This is a genomic window from Zobellella denitrificans (genome assembly GCF_002407485.1).
GTDB classification, from domain to species: Bacteria; Pseudomonadota; Gammaproteobacteria; order Enterobacterales; family Aeromonadaceae; genus Oceanimonas; species Oceanimonas denitrificans.
In genome coordinates, this window is the sequence record NZ_CP012621.1 from 407,263 (window position 1) to 429,663 (window position 22,401).

The following is a 22,401-nucleotide window of genomic DNA, read 5'->3' on the forward strand; positions in this document are numbered from 1 at the left end:
TATTATTTGTTTACATATTTTTATCATCTTGTGTTTTGGTTGTCATTTTAGTTGATACATAAATGCCCAATAAAAATACCCGAGCCGGTCCTCCCGGTGGCCGCCGGCCCATGCCGGCTTTTCAACGGCTTGCCGGTGCCGCTATGATGCGGCCATGACCTTATCAACAGAACATGACATGGCTTCGACCATCCTTGCCGGGCCGCTGTTGCGCCGGATCAGCGCCGAGCGGCTGGTATTCTGGCTGGCCAGCCGCGAACCGGTGCGGTTCCGGCTGTTGCTGGACGGGCGTGCCCCCCTGACCCTGGACGGCGAGCGGCAACAACAACTGCGGGTGGGAGAGCACTGCTTTATCCAGTTGCTGGACCTGGCCCTGGAACAGCCGCTGCCGGCGGATACCCTGATCCCCTATGATCTGCAGTGGCGGCGGGAAGGAGAAAACGACTGGCACGGCCTGGCCGACTGGGCGCCGGATCTCGGCTACGGCGAGGGCGAACTGCCCAGCCTGGTGGTGCGCGGCCGGCTGGACGGCATCCTGCACGGTTCCTGCCGCAAGCCGCACCATGCGGCGCCCGACGGCCTGGTGGCGGCCGACGCCTGGCTGCGCCAATGCCGGGAGCGGCCGCAGGAGCGGCCGGCGGTGCTGATGCTGAGCGGGGATCAGGTGTATGCGGACGACGTGGCCGGCCCCATGCTCACCGCCATCCACCAGCTGATAGAGGAACTCGGGCTCTACCCGGAAACCCTGGAAGGGGCCCTGGTGGCCGACAGCGCCGAACTGTTCGCCAGCCCGCAGAACTACTACCGGCGCCATGAACTGCTGCCCGACAGCAGGGCCAACCTGCCGCTGCGTGAGCGCTTCTTCGAGGGCGCGCGCAAGCCCATCTTCACCACCAGCAGCGCCGACAACCACCTGATCACCCTGGCCGAGGTGCTGGCCATGTACCTGCTGGTCTGGTCGCCCGAGCCCTGGCGCCTGTTGCCCGATACCCGGCCCGAACTGGCAGGGGTGCTGGCGCAGCGCTACCAGGAGGAGCGGGAGCGGCTGGTGGCCTTTGTCGAGGGCCTGCCGGCGGTGCGCCGGCTGCTGGCGCACCTGCCGACCCTGATGATCTTCGACGATCACGACGTCACCGACGACTGGAACCTGACCGCCGCCTGGGAAGAGAGCGCCTACGGCCATCCCTTTTCCCGGCGCATCATCGGCAACGCCCTGGTGGGCTACTTTATCTGCCAGGGCTGGGGCAACGATCCGGACGCCTTTGCGGGCGAGCCCATGGCCCTGCTCAAAGCCTGGTGCGAGCAGCCGGAGGCCGGGCGGCAGGACGCCCTTATCGATCATCTGCTGCGCTTCGAGCGCTGGCACTACCGCCTGGACACCAGTCCCAGGCTGCTGGTGCTGGACACCCGCACCCGCCGCTGGCGGGCCGAGTCCAACTTCGGCAGCCCGTCGGGGCTGATGGACTGGGAGGCGCTGACCGAGCTGCAGGGGGAACTGCTGCACCAGGACGCCGTGGTGATCGTCTCGCCCACGCCGGTGTTCGGGGTCAAGCTGATCGAGGTGATCCAGAAGGTCTTCACCTGGTTCGGCAAGCCGCTGCTGGTGGACGCGGAAAACTGGATGGCGCACCGGGGCACCGCCAACGTCATCCTCAATATCTTCCGCCATGTCCGCACCCCGGCCAACTACGTGATCCTGTCCGGCGACGTGCACTACTCCTTTATGTACGACATCCGGCTGCGCCACCGGCGCGGCGATCCCCATATCTGGCAGATCACCAGCAGCGGCATCAAGAACGAGTTCCCGCCCCGGTTGCTGGACGTGCTGGACCGGCTCAACCGCTGGCTGTATTCGCCCCGTTCGCCGCTCAACTGGTTCACCCGCCGGCGGCGGCTGGAAATAAGCCCCCACCCGCCGGTCGGCGCCGCCCGTGGCGAACGGCTGCTGAACCGGGCCGGCATCGGCCATGTACGCTTCAACGAGCAGGGCGAGCCGGTGCTGGTACAGCAGATCACCGCCGAGGGGGTGGTGGACTTCCTGAGCGAGCCGCCGCCTGCCCCGGCGGACGAGTCCCTGCCCGGGCGGCCCGTGCAGCGCTGAGCCGAGCCAGTAAGCCTGCCCGGCGTAGGGGATGGTCAGCCCGGCCCCAGGGGCTGGCCGTGGCTGAACTCCACATAGTTGCCGTTGGGATCCCTGACGCCGCAGTAGTAGCCCACCGGATAGGGCTCGTCCCGGGGCGGCCAGACCAGGCAGCCCGCGGCCCTGGCTCGGGCGGCGAGGGCGTCCACCGCCTCGCGGCTGGGCAGGGCGAAGCCGAAGTGGCGATAGTCGTGGGGCGACAGCTGCAGATCTTCGCCGCCGTTCATCAGCACGAAGATGAAGTCCTGCTCCCGCTCCGGCTCGGCCAGCCAGACGATGGTCTGGTGGCCGCTCTCGCGCCTGTGGGTTTCCACCATGCCGCAGAAGCCGCAATAAAAGCGGATGCAGGCCTCGATATCCCGCACATGCAGGGCGATATGGGTCAGACGGGGGTAATGGGGGGCGACGTTCATCTCGGGTTCCTCCTGCCGGGTGCCTACCCTGCTGAGTATGGCCGCCGGTTCGCGCTCCCGCCAAAGGGCCGGGGGCGGGTGCGCTCGCCGGCGGCGGCTGTTAAAGTAGCCGGGTAACCCACAACCGATAACGAAAGAAGCATGAGCAAGATCACCGGAACCCTGGTCAAGATGCCGGCCAGCCTGGCCGAGCCCGTGGCCTACCAGCTGGCCCTGGGCGAGCACAGGGTGGAACTGAACGCCCTGCTCGGCCAGCCGCTCACCCTCGGCTACACCGGCAACATCTACTGCGACGCCTGCGGCCGCAAGACCAGCAAGAGCTTTGCCCAGGGGCACTGCTTTCCCTGCATGAAGAAGCTGGCCCGCTGCGACATGTGCGTGATGAAGCCGGAGACCTGCCACTATTTCGAAGGCACCTGCCGCGAGCCCGAGTGGGGCGAGCGCCACTGCATGGTGCCCCATATCGTCTACCTGGCGAATACCTCCGGCCTCAAGGTGGGCATCACCCGGGCCAGCCAGGTGCCCACCCGCTGGATCGATCAGGGCGCCACCCAGGCGCTGCCCATCCTGCGGGTGGCCACCCGCCAAATCTCCGGCCTGGTGGAAGTGGCCCTGGCCGAGCTGGTGGCCGACAAGACCAACTGGCGGGCCATGCTCAAGGGTGACGAAACCCCGCTCGACCTCAAGGCCGAGGCCGCCCGTCTGCTGCCGGAAATTCAGGAAAAACTGGCCGAACTGGTGCTGCGCTATGGCGAAGAGGCCATCACCCCGCTCGACGAGCCGGTGGTCGGGCTCAGCTACCCGGTGCTGGAGTACCCGAAGAAGATAGCCAGCCACAACTTCGACAAGAACCCGGTGGTGTCCGGCACCCTGCTCGGCATCAAGGGCCAGTACCTGATCTTCGACAGCGGGGTGATCAACCTGCGCAAGTTCACCGGCTATGAAGTGAGCCTGGGCTGAGACGCCGGCCGCGGCCGGCGGAGCGGTCAGGCGGTTGGGCAGGCCGGGTCGGGACGGGGGCCGGCCCGGTATAGCCAGAGTCCCAGCAAGGCCAGTACCACCGAAGCCGAGGCGAGCACCAGGTAGACGCTGTCCAGCGTGCCGGTGGCCTCGCGCAGATAGCCGGCCAGCAGGTTGCCCAGGGTGCCGCCCAGGCCGAAGGTGACCATGCAGATGCCGCTGATCTGCATGGTGGCGGTCGACGAATAGCGCTGGCCGACCCAGCCGGCCAGTATTCCCCACATGGGAAAATACATCAGGCCGTAGCCGAAGCCGGCCACCAGCGCGAAGCGCGCGGGATCCTGGACGAAGGCCAGCAAGCCCAGGGCAAAGCCGCCGAAGATCACCAGCAGTGCCAGCTCCGGCCCCTTGCGGTCGGCCAGCTTGCCGGTGAGCAGGCCGGCGACCATGCCGGTCAGCCCGACCGTGGTCCAGGTATAGCCACCGAGGGTGGCGGGCAGGCCCAGCTGATCCAGGTAGGTATTGAGCCAGTTGGAAAACGGCATGGTGGTAAAGCCGACCAGAAAGCAGATCAGGCAGGCGCACAGGGCGGTGCGTTCACCACAGATGGTCGCCAGCAGCCGGGTCACCGGTATGGCGGCAACCGGCCCCCCGCCTGGCGTCGCCGGCTGGCGCTTTAAGGTCCGCAGCATATGCCAGGTGAGCCCCATGACCAGCAGGCCCATCAATCCGGCCAGCTGCCAGCCCCGTTGCCAGCCCAAGGCCGGGACCACCAGCAGGATCAGCAGGCCGTTGAGGCCGTATCCCCAGGCGGTGCCGCTGGAGATGGTCGACAGGCAGCCCGAGCGCTGTTCGGCCCCGGCATGGCGGCTGACGATCTCCACTATGCTGCCCCAGCTGATGGCGGCACTGGCCGCCAGGCAGGTGAGGGCCAGGATGATCAGCAGCGGCTCCTGCAACTGCGACAGGGTAAACAGCAACAGGCTGGTGATGCCGCCGGTGGCCAGCGTTAGACGGGCGGTGCCCAGGCGGTGGCCAGCCAGGCCCAGCAACAGGGCGCCCCCGAGGTAGGCCAGCTGGGTCAAGGCCCCGATGGTGGCGAGATGCCAGTGGCTCAGCGCAATGCTGTCCCGCATCATGGGCACGAGGGCGGCAAACAGAAACATGCCGAAACCGTGGCTGACAACCTGGTTCATTCCGAAAATAGCGGCCATGCGCATGGGGTGATCTCCCTGATCCGGTAACGGCGCTCATTGGCCGCGAGCCATCTTCTCTTCTTGCCAGTATTCGGTAAATCGATAAATATTGAGGTCTGTCTTCAATAAGGATGAAGTCTGCCGATGCGCGATTTACCCATTACCCTGCTGCGCACCTTTGCGGTGGTGGCGGAAACCCTCAACCTGACCGCGGCGGCAGGGCGGCTGCACCGGGCGCCGTCCACCATCAGCATGCAGTTGAGCCGGCTGGAGGGACTGGTGGCGGCCGAGTTGCTGGAGCGGGGGCAGTATGGGGTCAGGCTGACCCCGGCGGGGGAGCAGCTCAGGACGCACGCCCATCAGCTGCTGAACCTGCACGACCGGATCCTGGGGTCTTTCCAGAATGCGGAGGTGGTGGGCAAGGTCCGCTTCGGTACCCATGATCAATACGCCACCCGCAGCCTGACTCCCCTGCTGGAAGCCTTTGTGCTCAATTATCCGGAGGCCCGGCTGGAAGTGCTCTGCGATCACCGGCCCCATTACCTGGCGGCCCTGGTCCAGGAGGGCAAGCTGGACATCGCCCTGGTGGAGATGCCGGCCCTGTCCGACGGGGGCCTGCGGCTATGCCGGGACGAACTGGTCTGGGTATGCTCTGAGGCCCATGCGACCCACCGGCGGGAACCCTTGCCGCTGGCGGTGTTCGTCGAAGGCTGCTATCACCGGGAGTCGGCCTGCCAGGCGCTGGAGCACACCGACACCGCCTACCGTATCGCCTTTACCAGCCAGAGCCGGGCGGGCGTATTGGCGGCGGTGCGGGCCGGGATCGGCGTCGGGGTGATCCCGCGCCAGACCCTGGAGCCGGGCCTGATGGTGGTGGAAGAAGGGCTGCCTCCGCTGCCCAGGGCGGACACCACCCTGTTCGTGGCCGAACGGGCAAACGAGGCCACGGCCCGCCTGGCCAAGACCATCGAGGAGAGCCCGCAGTTCCAGCGATATCGGGGCGAGCCATAACTGGCTGTAATGGATAAGAAAATAAGGTGAAACAGGGCGAGGCGAGAAATCTGTTCACCGGCCATAAAGTGAACCTGGAGCAAGGAGAAAGGGAGTGAAGCGGTTTCTGATTATCGGTGCCGGCGGTATCGGCGGCTATTACGGCGCCCGGCTGCAGCAGGCGGGGCATAAGGTGGTACTGGTGGCCCGGGGGGAACACCTGGCCGCCATGCAACGGCAGGGGCTTAGGGTGGAGCACCAGGAATTCCGTTTCGCGCAGCCGGTGCGGGCGCTGGATCTGACCACCCTGCGCGAGACCTGCGCCAGCGGCGACTTCGACCTGGTCGTGCTGGCGATGAAGTCCCAGGCCACCGGCCCCCTGATGGCGGAGCTGGCGGACTGGCTGGCCGCAAGCGCGGTGCCGGTGCTGTCGCTGCAGAACGGGGTGGACAACGAACCCCTTATCAGCGAGGTGGTGGGGGAGGCGCGGACCCTGGGCGGACTGGCGGTGCGCATCGGCGGCCATATAGTGGCACCGGGCCTGGTGCAGGCGGACGGCCCGGCCCAGGTGATCATGGGTGCCTGGCCCCGGCAACGGCCGGCCCAGGCCGGCTGGCTGGAGCAATTGAGGCAGTGTTTCGAGCTGGCCGGCATTCCGACCCAGGTGGCGGTGGATATCCGCCGTGAGCTGTGGCGCAAGCTGATTATCAACAACGGCGTCAACCCGCTCTCGGCCCTCTCCGGGCTGGACACCCGCCGCCTCAGCCACCATCCGCAACTGGGCCGCAGCGTCTACCAGATGATGGCGGAAACCGCCGCCGTGGCCGAGGCCGACGGCGTCAGCCTGGGCAAGACCGACGTGGACGAGATGTATGCCCTGATCCGCAACTTCGACGCCATCAAGACCTCCATGCTGGTGGACAAGGAGAAGGGGCGGGAGCTGGAGCTGGACGCCATCAGCGGCGCCGTGCTGCGCCGGGCGGAACAACTGGGGCTGGAGGTGCCGGCCACCCGCCTGGCCTACGGCTTGCTGCAACTGCGGGACTGAACAGGCAGGGCGGCGGCATGGCCGGCAAGCAGAACCGGTGGAACTGTCCGGGTTGATGCCCGGGGAATATTCCCCCGGGCTTCCCGGCCGGACATCTCCCCGAGGTATCCAAAGAAAAAGGGTTAGCGGCCGTCAAGCTGCTAACCCTTGGTGTTTGGTGGCCCCTGCTGGACTTGAACCAGCGACCGATCGATTATGAGTCGAGCGCTCTAACCAACTGAGCTAAGGGGCCAAAAGTGGTGCTGATTATAGGGAAAGCGGCTTAGGCTGTCCAGTCGCGGCGGGTTTATATCAGCTTGATTTTTAAGCGGTTGGCGTGCCGGTCGGCGGCCATGGAAAAGGGCGCCGAAGCGCCCTTTTCGTGGCTGCGGCTTACTCGTCGAGGAAGCTGCGCAGCACCTCGGAGCGGCTGGGATGGCGCAGTTTGCGCAAGGCCTTGGCTTCGATCTGGCGGATACGCTCGCGGGTCACGTCGAACTGCTTGCCCACCTCTTCCAGGGTGTGGTCGGTGTTCATGTCGATACCGAAGCGCATGCGCAGCACCTTGGCCTCCCGTGCGGTCAGACCGGCCAGCACGTCGCGGGTGGCGGCGCGCAGGCTTTCGCTGGTGGCGGAGTCGGCCGGCAGGGACAGGGTGGTGTCCTCGATAAAGTCGCCCAGATGCGAATCTTCGTCATCGCCGATGGGGGTTTCCATCGAGATGGGCTCCTTGGCGATCTTCAGCACCTTGCGAATTTTGTCTTCCGGCATGGCCATGCGGTGGGCCAGCTCTTCCGGGGTGGGCTCGCGGCCCATTTCCTGCAGCATCTGGCGGGAAATCCGGTTGAGCTTGTTGATGGTCTCGATCATGTGCACCGGGATGCGGATGGTCCTGGCCTGATCCGCGATGGAGCGGGTGATGGCCTGGCGGATCCACCAGGTGGCGTAGGTCGAGAACTTGTAGCCGCGACGGTATTCGAACTTGTCCACCGCCTTCATCAGGCCGATGTTGCCCTCCTGGATCAGGTCCAGGAACTGCAGGCCGCGGTTGGTGTACTTCTTGGCGATGGAGATCACCAGACGCAGGTTGGCTTCCACCATCTCTTTCTTGGCACGGCGGGCCTTGGCCTCACCGATGCTCATGCGGCGGTTGATGTCCTTGATCTGGGAGATGGTCAGGCCGGTTTCTTCTTCCACCTGCTTGAGCTTGCCGATGGCGCGCAGCACGTCTTCCGCCACGTCTTCCAGCTTGGGCGACCAGGCCTTGCCGGCGGCCACTTGCTGGTTGAACCAGGCCTGTTCGCTTTCGTGGTGGGCAAAGGCCTGCACGAAGGTCTTCTTCGGCATCTTGCTCTGTTCCACGCACAGCTTCATGATGATGCGCTCCTGCACCCGCACCCGCTCCATCATGTCGCGCATGCTGTTGACCAGGCGGTCGAACTGCTTGGGCACCAGGCGGAACTGACGGAACACGTCGGCCAGGATGGTAATCTGTTCGGCGGCGGCGTCGGAGGTGCGGCCATGGGCCTGGATGGTGGTCCGGGTCTTTTCGTACTGGGTACGCAGCTCGCCGAACTTCTCGCGGGCTACTTCCGGATCGGGGCCGGTATCGCCGTCGGAGTCGTCCTCGTCTTCATCCTCGTCCTCATCGTCGTCCTCGTCATCCAGCTCTTCTTCGCTCAGCTCGGAGCCGATGTGGGTGGCGGTGGGGGCGAGTTCGTCGGCCTCGTCCAGATCGACAAAGCCGGAGATGATGTCGCTCAGCTTGATGTCGCCCGCCTCGAAGCGGTCGAACTGGTCGAGCAGGGAGGTGATGGCCTCGGGGTATTCGGCCACCGAGCTCTGTACCTGGTTGATGCCGTCTTCGATACGTTTGGCGATGTCGATCTCGCCTTCGCGGGTCAGCAGCTCTACCGTGCCCATTTCACGCATGTACATGCGCACCGGATCCGTGGTGCGGCCGATTTCCGATTCGACGGAAGCCAGCGCCTGGGCGGCGGCCTCGGCGGCATCCTCGTCGGCGGTGGTTTCCGACATCATGAGATCATCGGCATCGGGGGCGCTTTCCACCACCTGGATGCCCATGTCGTTGATCATCTGGATGATGTCTTCGATCTGATCGGAGTCGACAATATCCTGGGGTAGATGATCGTTCACCTCGGCGTAAGTCAGGTAACCCTGTTCTTTACCTTTGGCAACGAGAAGCTTAAGCTGTGACTGCGGGGTTTGCTCCATAGAACTCGTCCGGTTAGATGTTGCAAGAGGGTGTAGGCATCAGGCACTCTTTTACGACGCGCAAGTAGCCGATTATAACAAAATTTGACCAGGGTCGCTATGCTGGTCTGTGCTTGCCAACACGCCTCGCCTTCTTAACGGTGAGAGTGCTGCAACGCGCAATGGTTTCATCATCTTTGCCCGTGTTCCGGGTCTGTCTGTCGATCTTGGGGCGGTGCGCCCGTTTTTCAATGCCGGCCTCAGCCGTGGTTGCCCTTGCTTTCGGTCAGCAGCAGCAGCAGTTCCTGCTTTTCCGCCGGGGTCAGCCCTTGGGGGCTGCGACTCTTGCGCTGCAGGGTTTCGATACGCCCGGCCAGAAACTCGTTGATCAGCACCACGAAGATGTCCTGCAGCTCCTGCTCGATATGCTCGCCGGCGAACAGCTCTTCCGCCATGGCCAGCCGCGCCAGGGCGGGCTCGGAGGAATGTCCGCGCCAGTGTTCCAGCAGTTGGGCCGTGGTCATGTCGGGATGGTGTTGCACCTGAGCCAGCAGCGCCAGCAACAGTTCCATGCCCGGCAGCGGCAGTTCCCGCAGTTCGGGCATGGCCGGCAGCCTGGCCGCGGCAGCCGGATATTGTAGCACAAGGGCGATGGCCCGGCGAAGGGGGGTCAGCTTTATCTTTTTCGACTCCCGTTTCGGCGCCGGCTCGGGCGGGGCGTCGGTCCGGTTCAGCCGGGTGAACAGCTCGCGCACCCGCCGTTCGTTCTCGCCCCAGTTGAGCTGGCGGGAGAGGCGGGTGATCAGGCCCTCGCGGGTAAAGCCTTCCGGCACCCGCATGATGGCCTCGGCGGCCTTGTGGGCCAGTTCGTGCTGGCCGGCATCCCCGGCCATGGTGTCCTGGCCCAGGCGCTCGAACAGGAAGTCGCCGAAGTCCTGGGCCTGGTCCAGCATCCGTTCGAAGGTGGCGGCACCAAGCTGCCGCACCAGGGTGTCCGGGTCTTCGCCATCGGGCAGGAACACGAACTTCAGGCTGCGGCCGTCCTGCATCAGCGGCAGGGCGTTTTCCAGCGCCCGCCAGGCAGCCTCGCGCCCGGCCCTGTCCCCGTCGTAGCAGCAGATCACCTCGCGGGTGGTGCGAAACAGCAGTTGCAACTGATCGGTGGTGGTGGAGGTGCCCAGGCTCGCCACCGCGTAGTCGATGCCGAACTGGGCCAGGGCCACCACGTCCATGTAGCCTTCCACCACCAGGATGCGATCCGGGTTGCGATGGGCCTGGCGGACCTCGAACAGGCCGTACAGCTCCCGTCCCTTGTGGAACACCGGGGTTTCCGGCGAGTTCAGGTACTTGGGGGTGCCTTCACCCAGCACCCGACCGCCGAAGCCGATGGTGCGGCCCCGGCGATCGCGGATCGGGAACATGATGCGATCGCGAAAGCGGTCGTAGACCCGGCCCTTGTCGTTCTGCAGCAGCATGCCGCCTTCAATCAGCTGCTGCTCCGCCTCCCGGCCGCGGGCGAACTGGCGTTTGACGCTGTCCCACTGATCCGGCACATAGCCGATGGCGAACTGCTTGACCACCTCGCCGCTCAGGCCGCGCCCTTTCAGGTAGGCGATGGCGGCCTGGGATTGCTTGAGCTGGGCCTGGTAGAAACGGCTGATCTCGTTCAGCTGGCCGTAGAGATCCTGGCGCACCGCCTTGGCGGCCGCCTGCCGTTCGGGGGAGCCGCTCTGCTCCCGGGGTACCGTCACCCCGTGCATGGACGCCAGTTCGTCGATGGCGTCGAGAAACTCGAGGCCGTCGTACTCCATCAAAAAGCCCAGCGCGGTGCCGTGGGCGCCGCAGCCGAAGCAGTGGTAGAACTGTTTGTCGGGGCTGACGGTGAAGGAGGGGCTTTTTTCGTTGTGAAAGGGGCAGCAGGCCTGGTAGTTCTTGCCGGCTTTCTTGAGTTTTACCCGCTGATCGATCAGGTCGACAATGTCGGTGCGGGCCAACAGGTCGTCGATGAAGGATTGGGGAATTCTGCCTGCCATGGTTCACCGGGTATGGGAAAAAACAAAGCCGTGCATCGGATGAGGCACGGCCCGTTGGCAGGTAAGCAACCGGATTAAGCCAGTCTGGCTTTGATGATGGCGCTGACCTTGCCCATATCTGCACGCCCCTGGATCTGCGGCTTGAGCACCGCCATCACCTTGCCCATGTCCTGCATGCCGGCAGCGCCGGTATCGGCGATGGCTTGCGTCAGCAAGGCGTCCAGTTCGGCTTCGGTCAGGGGTTGCGGCAGGAACTCCTGCAGCACCACTATTTCCTGGCGCTCGTTGTCGGCCAGATCCTGGCGACCAGCCTGCTCGAACTGGCCGGCGGCGTCTTTGCGCTGTTTCACCATCTTGGTGATCACCGCTATGATGCCGTCGTCGTCCAGGGTTTCGCGGCTGTCTATCTCTTTTTGCTTGATCTCGGCCATCAGCATGCGCAGGGTACCCAGGCGAGCCTTGTCTTTGGCGCGCATGGCATTCTTCTGCTGTTCCGACAGCTGGTCTTTCAAAGACATGAGATCAATAACGACTTAGTACAGACGAGTGCGACGTGCGTTTTCGCGAGCCAGCTTCTTGGCGTGACGCTTGACAGCGGCAGCCTTGGCGCGCTTGCGCTCGGTAGTCGGCTTCTCGTAGTGCTCGCGGCGACGCACTTCGGACAGGATACCGGCCTTTTCGCAGGAACGCTTGAAGCGACGCAGGGCTACGTCGAAGGGCTCGTTTTCACGTACTTTAATTACTGGCATGTGCCTCTCACCTCGGTTAACTGGCCTGTCACCGACCAGCATGACTATAAAAATGGTGCGAAATTCTACTCTGAAGCGCCCACGGCTGTAAAGTCCGGTGGCCCTTCACTGGTTAAAAAATCGCGGGCAGGGTAACATAGCCGCCATCTTTTCGACAGTGTTATTCATTCCATGCGCGTACTAGGTATCGAGACTTCCTGCGATGAAACCGGCATCGCCATCTATGACGACCAACTCGGCATCCTGGCCCATCAGCTCTACAGTCAGGTCAAGCTGCACGCCGATTACGGCGGCGTGGTGCCGGAGCTGGCCAGCCGGGATCATATCCGCAAGACCATCCCGTTGATCGAGGCGGCGCTGCGCGAGGCCGGCTGCGGCAAGGACGAGATCGACGGCGTGGCCTACACCGCCGGCCCGGGCCTGATGGGCGCCCTGCTGGTGGGCGCCACCATCGGCCGCAGCCTGGCCTTCGCCTGGGGCAAGCCGGCGGTGGCGGTGCACCATATGGAAGGCCACCTGCTGGCCCCCATGCTGGAGGAACGGATACCGGCCTTTCCCTTCGTGGCGCTGCTGGTGTCCGGCGGCCACACCCTGCTGGTGCGGGTGGACGGCATCGGCCGCTATGAGATCCTCGGCGAGTCCATCGACGACGCCGCCGGCGAGGCCTTCGACAAGACCGCCAAGCTGATGGGGCTGGAGTATCCCGGCGGCCCGCGCCTGGCCCGGCTGGCCGGGCAGGGGGTGGCCGGCCGCTTTCATTTTCCCCGGCCGATGACCGACAGGCCCGGCCTGGACTTCAGCTTTTCCGGGCTCAAGACCTTTGCCGCCAACACCATCGCCGCCGAGGGCAACGACGAGCAGACCCGGGCCGACATCGCCCACGCCTTCCAGCAGGCGGTGGTGGATACCCTGGCCATCAAATGCAAGCGGGCGCTGCAGCAGACCGGGCTCAACCGCCTGGTGGTGGCCGGCGGGGTCAGCGCCAACCTGTCGCTGCGCAGCCAGCTGGCGGAATTGATGGCGGATCTCGGGGGGGAGGTGTTCTACCCTCGCAACGAATACTGCACCGACAACGGCGCCATGATCGCCTTCGCCGGGCTGCAGCGGCTGAAGGCGGGGGAATTCGAGCCGCTGTCGGTCCGGGCCCGGCCGCGCTGGCCGCTGGATGAGCTGGCACCGGTCGACGGTGAGGGGTGAGGAGACTGGAGTGAGGATAATGCCGGGGTTTACCCCTCTCCCCTCACCCCTCTCGAACTTCACCTGCGCTTGAAGCGGTTGAGGATGGGCGTTTCCTCATGGTGGTAGAGCCGGCTGATATTGCGGTGGTGGCGCAGTATGATGAGGCAGGACAACAGGGCCACCGCCAGGGTGTATTCCGGCTTGATGAAATACACGTAGAGCGGGGCCGCCAGGGCGGTGATAAGGGAGGCCAGCGAGGAATAGCCGAACAGCCCCAGGCTCACCAGCCAGGTCAGCAGCAGCAGCCCGGCCATGTCCATGCCTAGCGGCAGCAGGGTACCCAGGGCGGTGGCCACGCCCTTGCCGCCGCGAAAGTGGAAGAACAGGGGGAACATGTGCCCCAGGCAGGCGGCCATGCCGATCAGCGCCAGGTACAGCGGAGTGATGCCGAGGAACCAGCCCAGGTAGACGGGCAGGGTGCCCTTGAGGATATCGATCAGCAGCACCCACACCGCCGCGCTGCGGTGGCCGGTGCGCAGCACATTGGTGGCGCCGGGGTTGCCCGAGCCGTGGGCGCGGGGATCCGGCAACCGGTAGAGCCGGGAGATTAGCACGGCGCTGGACACCGAACCGCCCAGATAGGCCAGGATGATCATGAATAAGGTGAGCGCCGTCATAATCGCGGTTTATACCCCGGGTTCAATCCGTTATCATTGCGCGCCTGAAACCGGACCAACGCGGCCCGGTCGCCGAAGATAGCCACAGCTTAACAGAAGACAGAGACGATGGATAAAGTGTTTGTACAGGGCCTCGAAGTGCTGACCACCATAGGTGTTTATGAGTGGGAAAAGGGCATTCGGCAGAAGATCCGCTTCGATCTGGAAATGGGCTGCGATACCAGGGCCGCGGCGCTGGGCGACGACATCTCCAAGGCGATGGACTATGCCAGCCTGTCGAAAAAAGTCAGCGCCTATGCCGAACAAAACCATGTGGAGCTGGTCGAAACCATGGCCGAGCGTATCGCCCAACTGATCCTGGCCGAGTTCCCGGTCCAGTCGGTGCGGGTGCGGCTGACCAAGCCGGGCGCCGTGCCCAACGCCGCCGGCGTGGGCGTGGAAATCGAGCGTTTTGCCAGGGACCAGGCGGTAAGCTGAGCCGTCATCAAAGCGTCATCGACGCCTGATAGCCTGCCTACCCATCCACCAACAGGAAGTGCATCATGGAAGTGCAGGCCGTACTGCTCGCCCTGATCCAGGGGTTCACCGAGTTTCTTCCCATTTCCAGCTCCGCCCATCTGATCCTGCCGTCCGTGCTGCTGGGCTGGCGGGATCAGGGCATGGCCTTCGACGTGGCCGTGCACCTGGGCAGCCTGCTGGCGGTGCTCTGGTATTTCCGGCGCGAGGTCGGCACCATGGCCGCGGCCTGGTGGCACTCCCTCCGTGGCGGCGGCCACAGCGCCGAGTCGTGCCTGGCCTGGGGCATCATACTGGCCACCGTCCCCGCCTGCGTGGTGGGCCTGCTGTTCGGCGACTGGATCGGGGATCACCTGCGCTCCGGCTGGGTGATAGCGGTGGCCACCATCGTCTTCGGGCTGCTGCTGTGGTGGGCCGATCGCATGGCCCGGCTGCAGAAAACCGAATACCAGGCGGGCTGGCGCGGTGCCCTCTGGCTGGGCTGTGCCCAGGCCCTGGCGTTGATCCCGGGGACCTCCCGCAGCGGCATCACCCTCACCGCCGGCCTGATGCTGGGCCTCACCCGGGAGGCGGCGGCCCGCTTTTCCTTCCTGATGTCCATCCCCATCATCTTCCTGGCCGGCAGCCACCAGGCCACCGATCTGATCGGCAGCCAGGCGGTGATGTCCTGGCCGGCGGTGGGCGTGGGCGTGCTGGTGTCCTTCGCCAGCGCCCTGGCCTGCATCCACCTGTTTCTGACCCTGCTCAACCGCATCGGCGTGCTGCCCTTCGTGCTCTACCGGCTGGGGCTGGGCGCCGTGCTGCTGTGGCTGATGACGGCTCAGGCCTGAGCCAGCAGGGCTTCCAGCTTTTGTCGGCGGGCGGCGGCGATGGCCTCGCCGATGGCCGGCCCCTTCAACCCCTGGGCGACGAAGGGCCCGGCGGTGATCTGCCGGAGCTCATCCAGCCATTGCCACAGCCGTTCCCGCTGGGGGTAGGGCCGGTGCTCGAACCCCTCGCGGCCCTGCAGATCCGCCTGGGCGCAGATCAGTAGCTGGGCGAAACGCTCCGGCTTGCGCCAGGCGTCGGTATGCTGGTACAGCTCGAGGATACGCCCGGCCTGCTCCGGGGACGGCTCCGCCAGCCGATGGAACAGGATGTGCCAGCGGCTCATCAGTATGGCCAGCTCCCGGTGCTCGGTCGGCACCCTGAAGCGGGCGCACAGGGCTTCTATCGGCGCCACACCCAGCTCACCATGATGGTGGTGGCTGGGCCATTTCTCCTGGGGCGTCAGCGCCTTGCCGAAGTCGTGGCAGAGGGCGGCGAATCGGCAGGGCAGGTCGCCGCCCAGCTCCGCCGCCCGTTTGAGCACCATCAGGGTGTGCACGCCGGTATCGATCTCCGGATGCCATTGCTCCGGGCCCGGTATCCCGAACAGGGCGTCCAGTTCGGGGAAGAGCACGGCCAGGGCGCCGGCCTGGCGCAGCACCGTGAAATAGACCTGGGGATTGACGGTGGCCAGGGCCTTCTCCGTTTCCTTCCAGACCCGTTCCGGGGTCAGGGCCTTGAGCTCGCCGCCGGCGGCCATCCGCCGCATCAGGGCCAGCGTCTCGTCGGCCAGGGCAAAGCCCAGGTGGTGGAAGCGGGCGGCGAAGCGGGCCACCCGCAGCACCCGCAGCGGGTCTTCGGCGAAAGCGTCGGATACATGGCGCAGCACCCGGTTGTCGAGATCCGCCCGACCGCCGTAGGGGTCATGCAGGCGGCCCTCCTGGTCCTGGGCGATGGCGTTGATGGTCAGATCCCGGCGGCGCAGATCCTCCTCCAGGGTCACCTCGGGGCCGAAGTCACAGATAAAGCCGGTGTAGCCACGGCCGGATTTGCGCTCGGTGCGGGCCAGGGCATATTCCTCCCTGGTGTCGGGGTGGAGGAACACCGGAAAGTCCTTGCCTACCTGGGTATAGCCGAGCGCGAGCAACTGCTCCGGGGTGGCCCCCACCACCATATAGTCCCGCTCGCCGACCTCCAGGCCCAGCAAGGCGTCCCTGACCGCGCCCCCCACCAGATATGTTTGCACTTTTCCCCCCTCGCCTTAATATGAGTCAGCCCGTCCCCAAAGGGATTCAAAAGAACTTTTCCAGGATATTCGAGGCTATTGTCCCCAGTGCTGAAAAGGATGTCACTTCCTATCTTGCCGCTGTTGCTGCTGAGCCTGCTGGCAGGCGCCTTGCTGCCGGCCTTCGGCGGCACCGCCTGGCGCGGGGCGGGCGCCGACGACCGGGTGCCCATCTGCAGCGGCGGCACCCTGAAGTGGGTGTCCCTGGCCGAGTGGCAGGGCGAGCCGGCCACGGACGAAGACCCACCGCGCCCCATGGCGGAGCACTGCGATCAGTGCCCCTGCTGGACCCAGATCCTCGATGCGGGCGATCCCGAACCTGGCCTGCTCTTGCCCGCCAGGCAGGCCTTCTTTGGCGGGCTGCCCGGCGGCTACACTCCTCCTGCCCGGGCGCCGCCGCGCTGGCCCGGTCTCGCTGCCCGCGCCCCTCCCGCTTTCCTCGCCTCCGTCTGATGTGAGCGCGCTCACCGCGCGTGCCTGTCTACCATTCATATTGATATCGAGGAAAGCGCATGACCATTATCACCAGAAACACCGCCCTGGCGGCGGCCCTGTCCTGCCTGTGGCTGCCGGCCGCGTCAGCCCATGTGACCCTGGAGCAGCCGACGGCCCAGCCGGGAGCCAGCTACAAGGCGGTGCTGCGGATACCCCACGGTTGCGAGGGGGAAGCCACCCATACCCTGAGGGTCAGGATCCCGGAGGGGTTTTACGACGTCAAGCCCATGCCCAAGGCGGGCTGGACGCTGGAAACCCTCACAGGTGACTATGCCCGGGCCTATGACAATCACGGCACGGTCGTGACCCGGGGGGTGACCGAAATCATCTGGTCCGGTGGCAACCTGCCCGATGACTTCTACGACGAGTTCGTGTTCCGCGGGCGCTTCGCCGACAGCCTGCCGGCCGACAGCCGCTTCTATTTCCCCACGGTGCAGGAATGCGCCAACGGGGTGGCCCGCTGGATCGATACCTCGGGCGGCGAGGAGAGCGACGAGCCGGCGCCCGGCCTGACCCTGAAAGCGGGCCACCATCATTAACCGGAGCGGGCTCCTGGCCTGAACTCCCGGGGGCGGCGTGGCCGCCCCCGCTGTTATCCGCTGGCGGAGATGCTCATGTTGATGAAATCGCGCGCCCTGCTGCCCTGGCTGGGGCTGCTGCTCCTGCTGGGCAGCGGTGGCGCCCGTGCCCACGCCGTGCTGTTGCACAGCATACCGGCGGAGGGCAGTGTAGTTGGCGAATCGCCAGCCTGGCTGGCACTGCACTTTAGTGAAAGGGTCAGCCCCCTGGTGCTGACGCTGATCGGGCCGGATGGCGAGCCGCAGCAACTGGAGGGCGTGGCGCCTGCCCAGCAACTGCGGATCGCGTTGCCGGCCACCCTGGCCCCGGGCAATTGGCTGCTCAGTTGGCGGGTGGTGTCCGCCGACGGCCATCCCATAGCGGGGGCGCTGGCGTTTGCCGTCGGTGTGCAAACCGAAGCGGCGGTGATGCCGACGACGGATGGTAGCCATTATCTCGCCATCTGGAGCGCCCGGGTGGCGGTCTATCTGGGGATGATGCTGGGTGTCGGCGGTGCCTGCGCCTCCCTCTGGCTCGGCACCGGGCCATCGCGCCCGGTCGTTGCCGCGCTCTGGCTGGGCGCGGGGGCCTTGCCGCTGTCGCTCGGCCTGCAGGGGGTGGATGCCCTGGGCCTGTCCCTGAGCGGCCTGCTGGCCTCGCCCGGCTGGCAGGCCGCCATGGCCACCAGCTATGGTCACAGCGTCGGACTGGCCCTGCCGGCCCTGGCCGGTGCCGGCGGCACCCTGTGGCTGCGGCGTCATTCAACAGCCATTGCCTGGCTGCTGTCGGCCACGGTCGTGCTCCTGTTCGGGCTGGCGTTTACGGTCAGCGGCCATGCCGCCTCGGCCGAGCCCCGCTGGCTGAGCCGCCCGGCGCTGGGGCTGCATGTGCTGATGGCGATGCTGTGGCTGGGCGCCCTGCCGCCGCTTTTGGTGGCCCTGGCCAGGCCGGGCGCGGACGCCCGGCGGGTGTTGGGACTGTTCTCCCGCTGGGCTCCCGGGATGCTGGCGGCGTTGGTGTTGTCCGGCGGTGTCCTGGTGGTGATACAGCTGGGACACTGGCGCGCCCTGGCCTGGCCCGGCTACAGCCGCATCCTGCTGCTGAAGCTGGCGCTGGTGGCCCTGGTGCTGGTGCTGGCCGCCTGGAACCGCTGGCGCCTGACCGCCCGGGTGCAGCGGGGAGAGGCTGCCGCTCGGCTGGCCCTGCGACGGCTGATCCGGCTTGAACTGGTGCTGCTGGTGGTGGTGCTGGGGCTGGTGGCGGCCTGGCGTTTTACCCCGCCGCCCAGGGCGCTGTTGCCGACGGGGCAGGTGCAGGTGGTCGTGGCCGACGCCGGGCTGCGGGCGGTGCTGACCCTGTCCCCGGGCAGGGCCGGCCCGGTGCGGGCCGACATCCTGCTGCGGGATGACCAGGGGCGGATGGCGGAGGCCCGGGAGCTCGGCCTGCTGTTGTCCCATGACCAGGCGGGCATAGCGCCGTTCCGCCGTCGGGCGCTGCCACAGGCTCCGGGGCACTGGTTGTTGGAGGAACTGCTGTTGCCGGTGCCCGGCGACTGGTCGGTGACGGTGGAGGTGCTGGTCGGCGACTTCGACCGAATTCGACTGACCGGCACCCTGCGGCTGGCGCCCTGATACCCTAAACCAAAGGCGCCGAGGCGCCTTTCGGCCTGGAGTCAACGCCGTTGTCATGACCATATAAGTCGTTCCCTTTGCCCGCCGGTTTTGGCATGGGTGCTGCCCGTATAGGTAAATCCGAAGGTTTGCCAGCAGTCTGCTTTTGTTATTATCTCCGGCTTCCGGCCTGGCCTCAGCCTTCCCCCAGGGACAGCAGGGTGGCGTTGCCGCCGATGGCGGTGGTGTTGTTGGTAACGGTCTTCTCGGTGATAAAGCGGCTCAGGTAGTGGGGGCCGCCGGCCTTGGGGCCGGTGCCGGACAGGCCCTGGCCGCCGAAGGGCTGCACGCCCACCATGGCGCCGATCTGATCCCGGTTGATATAGACGTTGCCCGCATCCACGGATCTGGCCACCTGGTCGGCAAAGGACTCGTTGCGGCTGTGGATGCCCAGGGTCAGGCCGTAGCCGGTGCCGTTGATGTCATCGACCACCTGGCCGATGTCCTTCGCCTTGAATCGCACCACATGCAGTATGGGGCCAAACTGCTCCTTTTCCAGCTCCTTGATGCTGCCGATTTCCAACGCCGTGGGCCGCACATAGAAGCCCTTGTCGCAGCCCTTGGCCATGGGGGCCTCGGCGATGATCCGCTTGCCTTCGGCCTTCATCCGCGCCAGGTGCGCCTCCAGCCCGGCCCTGGCGCCCTGGTCGATCACCGGGCCCACGTCGGTGGACCAGAGCGCGGGATCGTCCACGCTCAGCTCCTTCATGGCGCCCTTGAGGATCTCCAGCACCCGCTCGGCGATGTCTTCCTGCAGGTAGAGCACCCGCAGGGCGGAGCAGCGCTGGCCGGCGCTCTGGAAGGCGGCGCGCAGCACGTCGCGCACCACCTGCTCGGGCAGGGCGGTGGAGTCCACTATCATGGCGTTCTGGCCGCCGGTTTCGGCGATGAGCGGCACTATGGCGCCCTGGCGTTTGGCCAGGGTCAGGTTGATCAACTGGGCGGTGTCGGTGGAGCCGGTGAAGCAGACCCCGGCGATGCGCGGATCCTGGGTGAGGGCCGCGCCCACGGTGGCGCCGTCGCCGGGCAGCAACTGCAGTACCTCGGCGGGAATGCCGGCCTGGTGCGCCAGCTTCACCGCCAGGTGGGCCACCAGCGAGGTCTGCTCCGCCGGCTTGGCCAGCACCGTATTGCCGGTGACCAGGGCGGCGGCCACCTGGCCGAGGAAGATGGCCAGTGGGAAGTTCCAGGGGCTGATGCACACGAAGGGTCCCCGGCCCTGGGCATGGAGCAGGTTCAGCTCGCCGGTGTAGCCGGGCAGGCGGGTGGGCTCGGCCATCAGGCGGCGGGCTTCAACGGCGTAGTAGCGGCAGAAGTCCACCGCCTCGCGCACCTCGTCGATGCCGTCCTGCAACAGCTTGCCCGCCTCCCGGGTACAGAGCGAGACGAACTCGGCGCTGTGTGCCTCCAGCAGTTCGGCCAGCTTTTCCAGGGCCCGGGCGCGTTGCTCCACTGGGGTGTCGCGCCAGCCCTTGAAGGCGGCCTGGGCCCGGCCCACCGCCTGCGCTACCGTCGCCTGGTCGGCAAACCACACCTGGCCTACCTGCCGGCCCTGATCCTGGGGGCTCAGCACGGCGCTGGCGGTGCCGCTGGTCAGGGTCTTGCCGCCGATCACCGGGCCAGCCTGCCACTGCTTGTCGGCCAGCCTGGCCAGTTCATTGAAGAAGGGGGTGCGGATGCCTTCGATATTCAGGTTCAGGCCCCGGGAGTTGACCCTGTCCGGGAAGATGGCCAGCGGCAGCGGGATTTTGTCGTTGGCCAGGCTGGGGCCATCCCGCAGGCAGGACTGCGGATGGGTGATCAGGCTGTCGATGGGGGTGTTGGGATCCACCAGCTTGTGCACGAAGGAGGTGTTGGCGCCGTTTTCCAGCAGCCGGCGCACCAGGTAGGGCAGCAGATCCTTGTGGGCCCCCACCGGGGCGTAGATGCGGCATACCAGGCCGGGGTTTTCCTTCAGCACGGTGTTGTACAGCTCCTCGCCCATGCCGTGCAGGCGCTGGAACTCGAAGCGGCGTTCCCCCGCCATGGCCATTACCGACACCAGGGTGTGGGCGTTGTGGGTGGCGAACTGGGGATAGATGGCGCCCCGGGTCGCCTCGCTCAGCAGGTAGCGGGCACAGGCGAGGTAAGACACATCGGTGCCGGCCTTGCGGGTATAGACCGGGTAGCCGTCGATGCCGGCCTGCTGGCAGTGCTTGATTTCGCTGTCCCAGTAGGCGCCCTTCACCAGCCGCACCGGGATCTCGTCGCCCTGCTCCCGGGCCAGGGCGGTCAGCCAGCACAGTACCGGCAGGGCGCGCTTGGAATAGGCCTGCACCACCAGGCCGAGCCCGCCCCAGCCCCGGTTGACCTCGGCACGGTACAGGGCCTCGAACAGATCGAGGGACAGCTCCAGCCGGTCCATCTCCTCCGCGTCGATGGTGATAAAGACGTCCAGTTTGCGCGCCTCTGCCAGCAACCCCAGCACGGTGGCATGCAGCTCGCTCAGCACCCGCGCCCGGCTGGCTTCCTCGTAGCGGGGGTGCAGGGCGGACAGCTTGATGGAGACGGAGGGGCGCGGCACCGCCGGGTTGTTGAGCTGCTCGGCGCCCACGGTGGCGATGGCCTTGGCGTAGTCGGCACGGTATTTCTCGGCGTCGGCGGCGGTCATGGCCGCCTCGCCCAGCATGTCGTAGGAATGGGTGTAGCCGAGTTCGCGGGACTTGCGGCTGGCCTTGAGCGCCTCCTTGATGTCCCGCCCCAGCACGAACTGCTTGCCCATGATCTTCATGGCCGCGTACATGGCGGAGCGTACCACCGGCTCGCCCAGGCGGTTGATCATGCGGTTGAGCACATTGGCCGGGTTGCCGTCGAGCTTTTTGTCCATGCGTACTATCTTGCCGGTCAGCATCAGGCCCCAGGTGGAGGCGTTGACCAGGGTGGAATCGCTCTGGCGGAAGTGTCTGGCCCAGTCGGCGCCGGACAGCTTGTCCTTGATCAGTTCGTCGGCGGTATGGCTGTCGGGGATGCGCAGCAGCGCCTCGGCCAGGCACATCAGGATAATGCCCTCCTGGGTGTCCAGGCTGTACTGCTGCAGGAAGGCGTCGATGCCGTCGCCGCCATCGCTTTCCGCCCGCACCCGGGTCACCAGGCGGCGGGCCTGGTCGGTGATGCGGGCCAGGGTCTGGGCGTCGTCCGGCACCTGCTCCAGCAGGCTGGCCAGGTAGCTGTTTTCATCGACCACGTAGTTTCGGGTAATGTCCTGGCGCAGGGCCGGCAAATCACGGGGGGCGTAACCGGAAGCGAAGACGGTGGCGGCATTGAACATGGCGGCATTTCCTGACGTTGCTTGAGGAAGGCGGCAGTTCGGACGCCGCCTGGCTGGCCGTGGAAGCATGGAAACCCGATTGCCAGGGCGGTGCCGGATCGTCCGCGCTGCACCGGCATGGCCGGCAACAAGCCGTTCAATCGGGGGGTGGCGAGGGTATCCGATGCTACCTTTCCGGCTGTTTG

General features: G+C 66.1%; 18 protein-coding genes, 1 tRNA gene and 1 pseudogene. 10 read left to right on the top strand and 10 right to left on the bottom strand.

Translation table 11 applies throughout. The features are described from left to right. Positions 1-178 precede the first annotated feature (178 nt). Positions 179-2,101 carry an alkaline phosphatase D family protein gene (locus AN401_RS01930; protein WP_096778395.1) on the top strand — a complete coding sequence of 641 codons (1,923 nt, stop codon included), beginning with the start codon at positions 179-181 and terminating at the stop codon, positions 2,099-2,101. Between the two features lie 35 nt (positions 2,102-2,136). Here the strand turns inward: AN401_RS01930 and AN401_RS01935 are convergent, their stop codons facing one another. Continuing rightward, the gene (locus tag AN401_RS01935) at positions 2,137-2,553 is read right to left on the bottom strand and encodes a VOC family protein (protein ID WP_094038916.1); all 417 of its coding nucleotides are present in this window, start codon (positions 2,551-2,553) and stop codon (positions 2,137-2,139) included. 141 nt (positions 2,554-2,694) lie between these two features. Here AN401_RS01935 and AN401_RS01940 point away from each other — a divergent pair, with 141 nt between their 5' ends. Further along, positions 2,695-3,513 carry a DUF2797 domain-containing protein gene (locus AN401_RS01940; protein ID WP_096778396.1) on the top strand — a complete coding sequence of 273 codons (819 nt, stop codon included), beginning with the start codon at positions 2,695-2,697 and terminating at the stop codon, positions 3,511-3,513. A 26-nt stretch (positions 3,514-3,539) separates the two neighbouring features. Here AN401_RS01940 and AN401_RS01945 read toward each other — a convergent pair whose 3' ends face one another. Beyond that, positions 3,540-4,733, bottom strand: coding sequence for an MFS transporter (locus AN401_RS01945; RefSeq protein WP_096778397.1), 1,194 nt, complete (start codon positions 4,731-4,733; stop codon positions 3,540-3,542). Between the two features lie 120 nt (positions 4,734-4,853). On the opposite strand from AN401_RS01945, the gene AN401_RS01950 reads away from it, so the two are divergent. Beyond that, positions 4,854-5,720, top strand: coding sequence for a LysR family transcriptional regulator (locus tag AN401_RS01950; protein ID WP_096778398.1), 867 nt, complete (start codon positions 4,854-4,856; stop codon positions 5,718-5,720). Positions 5,721-5,814: 94 nt separating this feature from the next. Then, complete coding sequence (locus AN401_RS01955) at positions 5,815-6,747, top strand: ketopantoate reductase family protein (RefSeq protein WP_198401788.1); 933 nt, start codon at positions 5,815-5,817, stop codon at positions 6,745-6,747. Positions 6,748-6,902: 155 nt separating this feature from the next. Here the strand turns inward: AN401_RS01955 and AN401_RS01960 are convergent. The 5 genes and pseudogenes from AN401_RS01960 to rpsU form a co-directional block, all read right to left on the bottom strand. Continuing rightward, a tRNA-Ile gene (locus tag AN401_RS01960) sits at positions 6,903-6,979 on the bottom strand. A gap of 140 nt (positions 6,980-7,119) precedes the next feature. Continuing rightward, a pseudogene (rpoD, locus tag AN401_RS01965) lies at positions 7,120-8,967 on the bottom strand (RNA polymerase sigma factor RpoD); the annotation flags it as partial. Between the two features lie 233 nt (positions 8,968-9,200). Further along, complete coding sequence (dnaG, locus tag AN401_RS01970) at positions 9,201-10,973, bottom strand: DNA primase (protein WP_096778399.1); 1,773 nt, start codon at positions 10,971-10,973, stop codon at positions 9,201-9,203. Positions 10,974-11,047: 74 nt separating this feature from the next. Next, positions 11,048-11,491 (bottom strand): GatB/YqeY domain-containing protein, encoded by a 444-nt coding sequence (locus AN401_RS01975; RefSeq protein WP_094038910.1) that lies wholly within the window; start codon positions 11,489-11,491, stop codon positions 11,048-11,050. A 15-nt stretch (positions 11,492-11,506) separates the two neighbouring features. Continuing rightward, a complete protein-coding gene (gene rpsU, locus AN401_RS01980; protein WP_014293599.1) occupies positions 11,507-11,722 on the bottom strand; it encodes a 30S ribosomal protein S21 in 216 nt (71 codons plus the stop codon). 171 nt (positions 11,723-11,893) lie between these two features. Here rpsU and tsaD point away from each other — a divergent pair, with 171 nt between their 5' ends. Continuing rightward, positions 11,894-12,919 (top strand): tRNA (adenosine(37)-N6)-threonylcarbamoyltransferase complex transferase subunit TsaD, encoded by a 1,026-nt coding sequence (tsaD, locus tag AN401_RS01985; RefSeq protein WP_096778400.1) that lies wholly within the window; start codon positions 11,894-11,896, stop codon positions 12,917-12,919. 59 nt (positions 12,920-12,978) lie between these two features. Here the strand turns inward: tsaD and plsY are convergent, their stop codons facing one another. Further along, on the bottom strand, positions 12,979-13,578 hold the full coding sequence (gene plsY, locus AN401_RS01990) for a glycerol-3-phosphate 1-O-acyltransferase PlsY (RefSeq protein ID WP_094038908.1): 600 nt from the start codon (positions 13,576-13,578) through the stop codon (positions 12,979-12,981). A 108-nt stretch (positions 13,579-13,686) separates the two neighbouring features. Here plsY and folB point away from each other — a divergent pair, with 108 nt between their 5' ends. Both folB and AN401_RS02000 read left to right on the top strand, forming a co-directional pair. Then, the gene (folB, locus tag AN401_RS01995; RefSeq protein ID WP_094038907.1) at positions 13,687-14,055 is read left to right on the top strand and encodes a dihydroneopterin aldolase; all 369 of its coding nucleotides are present in this window, start codon (positions 13,687-13,689) and stop codon (positions 14,053-14,055) included. Positions 14,056-14,120: 65 nt separating this feature from the next. Next, positions 14,121-14,924: an undecaprenyl-diphosphate phosphatase gene (locus AN401_RS02000; protein WP_094038906.1), complete on the top strand. Its 804-nt coding sequence runs from the start codon at positions 14,121-14,123 to the stop codon at positions 14,922-14,924. On the opposite strand, the gene AN401_RS02005 is transcribed toward AN401_RS02000, so the two are convergent. Beyond that, complete coding sequence (locus AN401_RS02005) at positions 14,915-16,147, bottom strand: multifunctional CCA addition/repair protein (protein ID WP_094038905.1); 1,233 nt, start codon at positions 16,145-16,147, stop codon at positions 14,915-14,917. The two genes, AN401_RS02000 and AN401_RS02005, sit on opposite strands and share 10 nt — an antisense overlap. A gap of 99 nt (positions 16,148-16,246) precedes the next feature. Here AN401_RS02005 and AN401_RS02010 point away from each other — a divergent pair, with 99 nt between their 5' ends. The 3 genes from AN401_RS02010 to AN401_RS02020 all read left to right on the top strand — a co-directional run bounded on the left by AN401_RS02010 (position 16,247) and on the right by AN401_RS02020 (position 18,870). Then, positions 16,247-16,639: a hypothetical protein gene (locus tag AN401_RS02010; RefSeq protein WP_157772125.1), complete on the top strand. Its 393-nt coding sequence runs from the start codon at positions 16,247-16,249 to the stop codon at positions 16,637-16,639. Positions 16,640-16,698: 59 nt separating this feature from the next. Beyond that, positions 16,699-17,220 (top strand): YcnI family copper-binding membrane protein, encoded by a 522-nt coding sequence (locus tag AN401_RS02015; RefSeq protein ID WP_096778402.1) that lies wholly within the window; start codon positions 16,699-16,701, stop codon positions 17,218-17,220. 75 nt (positions 17,221-17,295) lie between these two features. Next, positions 17,296-18,870 carry a copper resistance CopC/CopD family protein gene (locus AN401_RS02020; RefSeq protein WP_198401789.1) on the top strand — a complete coding sequence of 525 codons (1,575 nt, stop codon included), beginning with the start codon at positions 17,296-17,298 and terminating at the stop codon, positions 18,868-18,870. A 175-nt stretch (positions 18,871-19,045) separates the two neighbouring features. Here AN401_RS02020 and putA read toward each other — a convergent pair whose 3' ends face one another. Further along, a complete protein-coding gene (gene putA / locus AN401_RS02025; RefSeq protein WP_096778404.1) occupies positions 19,046-22,216 on the bottom strand; it encodes a bifunctional proline dehydrogenase/L-glutamate gamma-semialdehyde dehydrogenase PutA in 3,171 nt (1,056 codons plus the stop codon). Between the last annotated feature and the right edge of the window lie 185 nt (positions 22,217-22,401).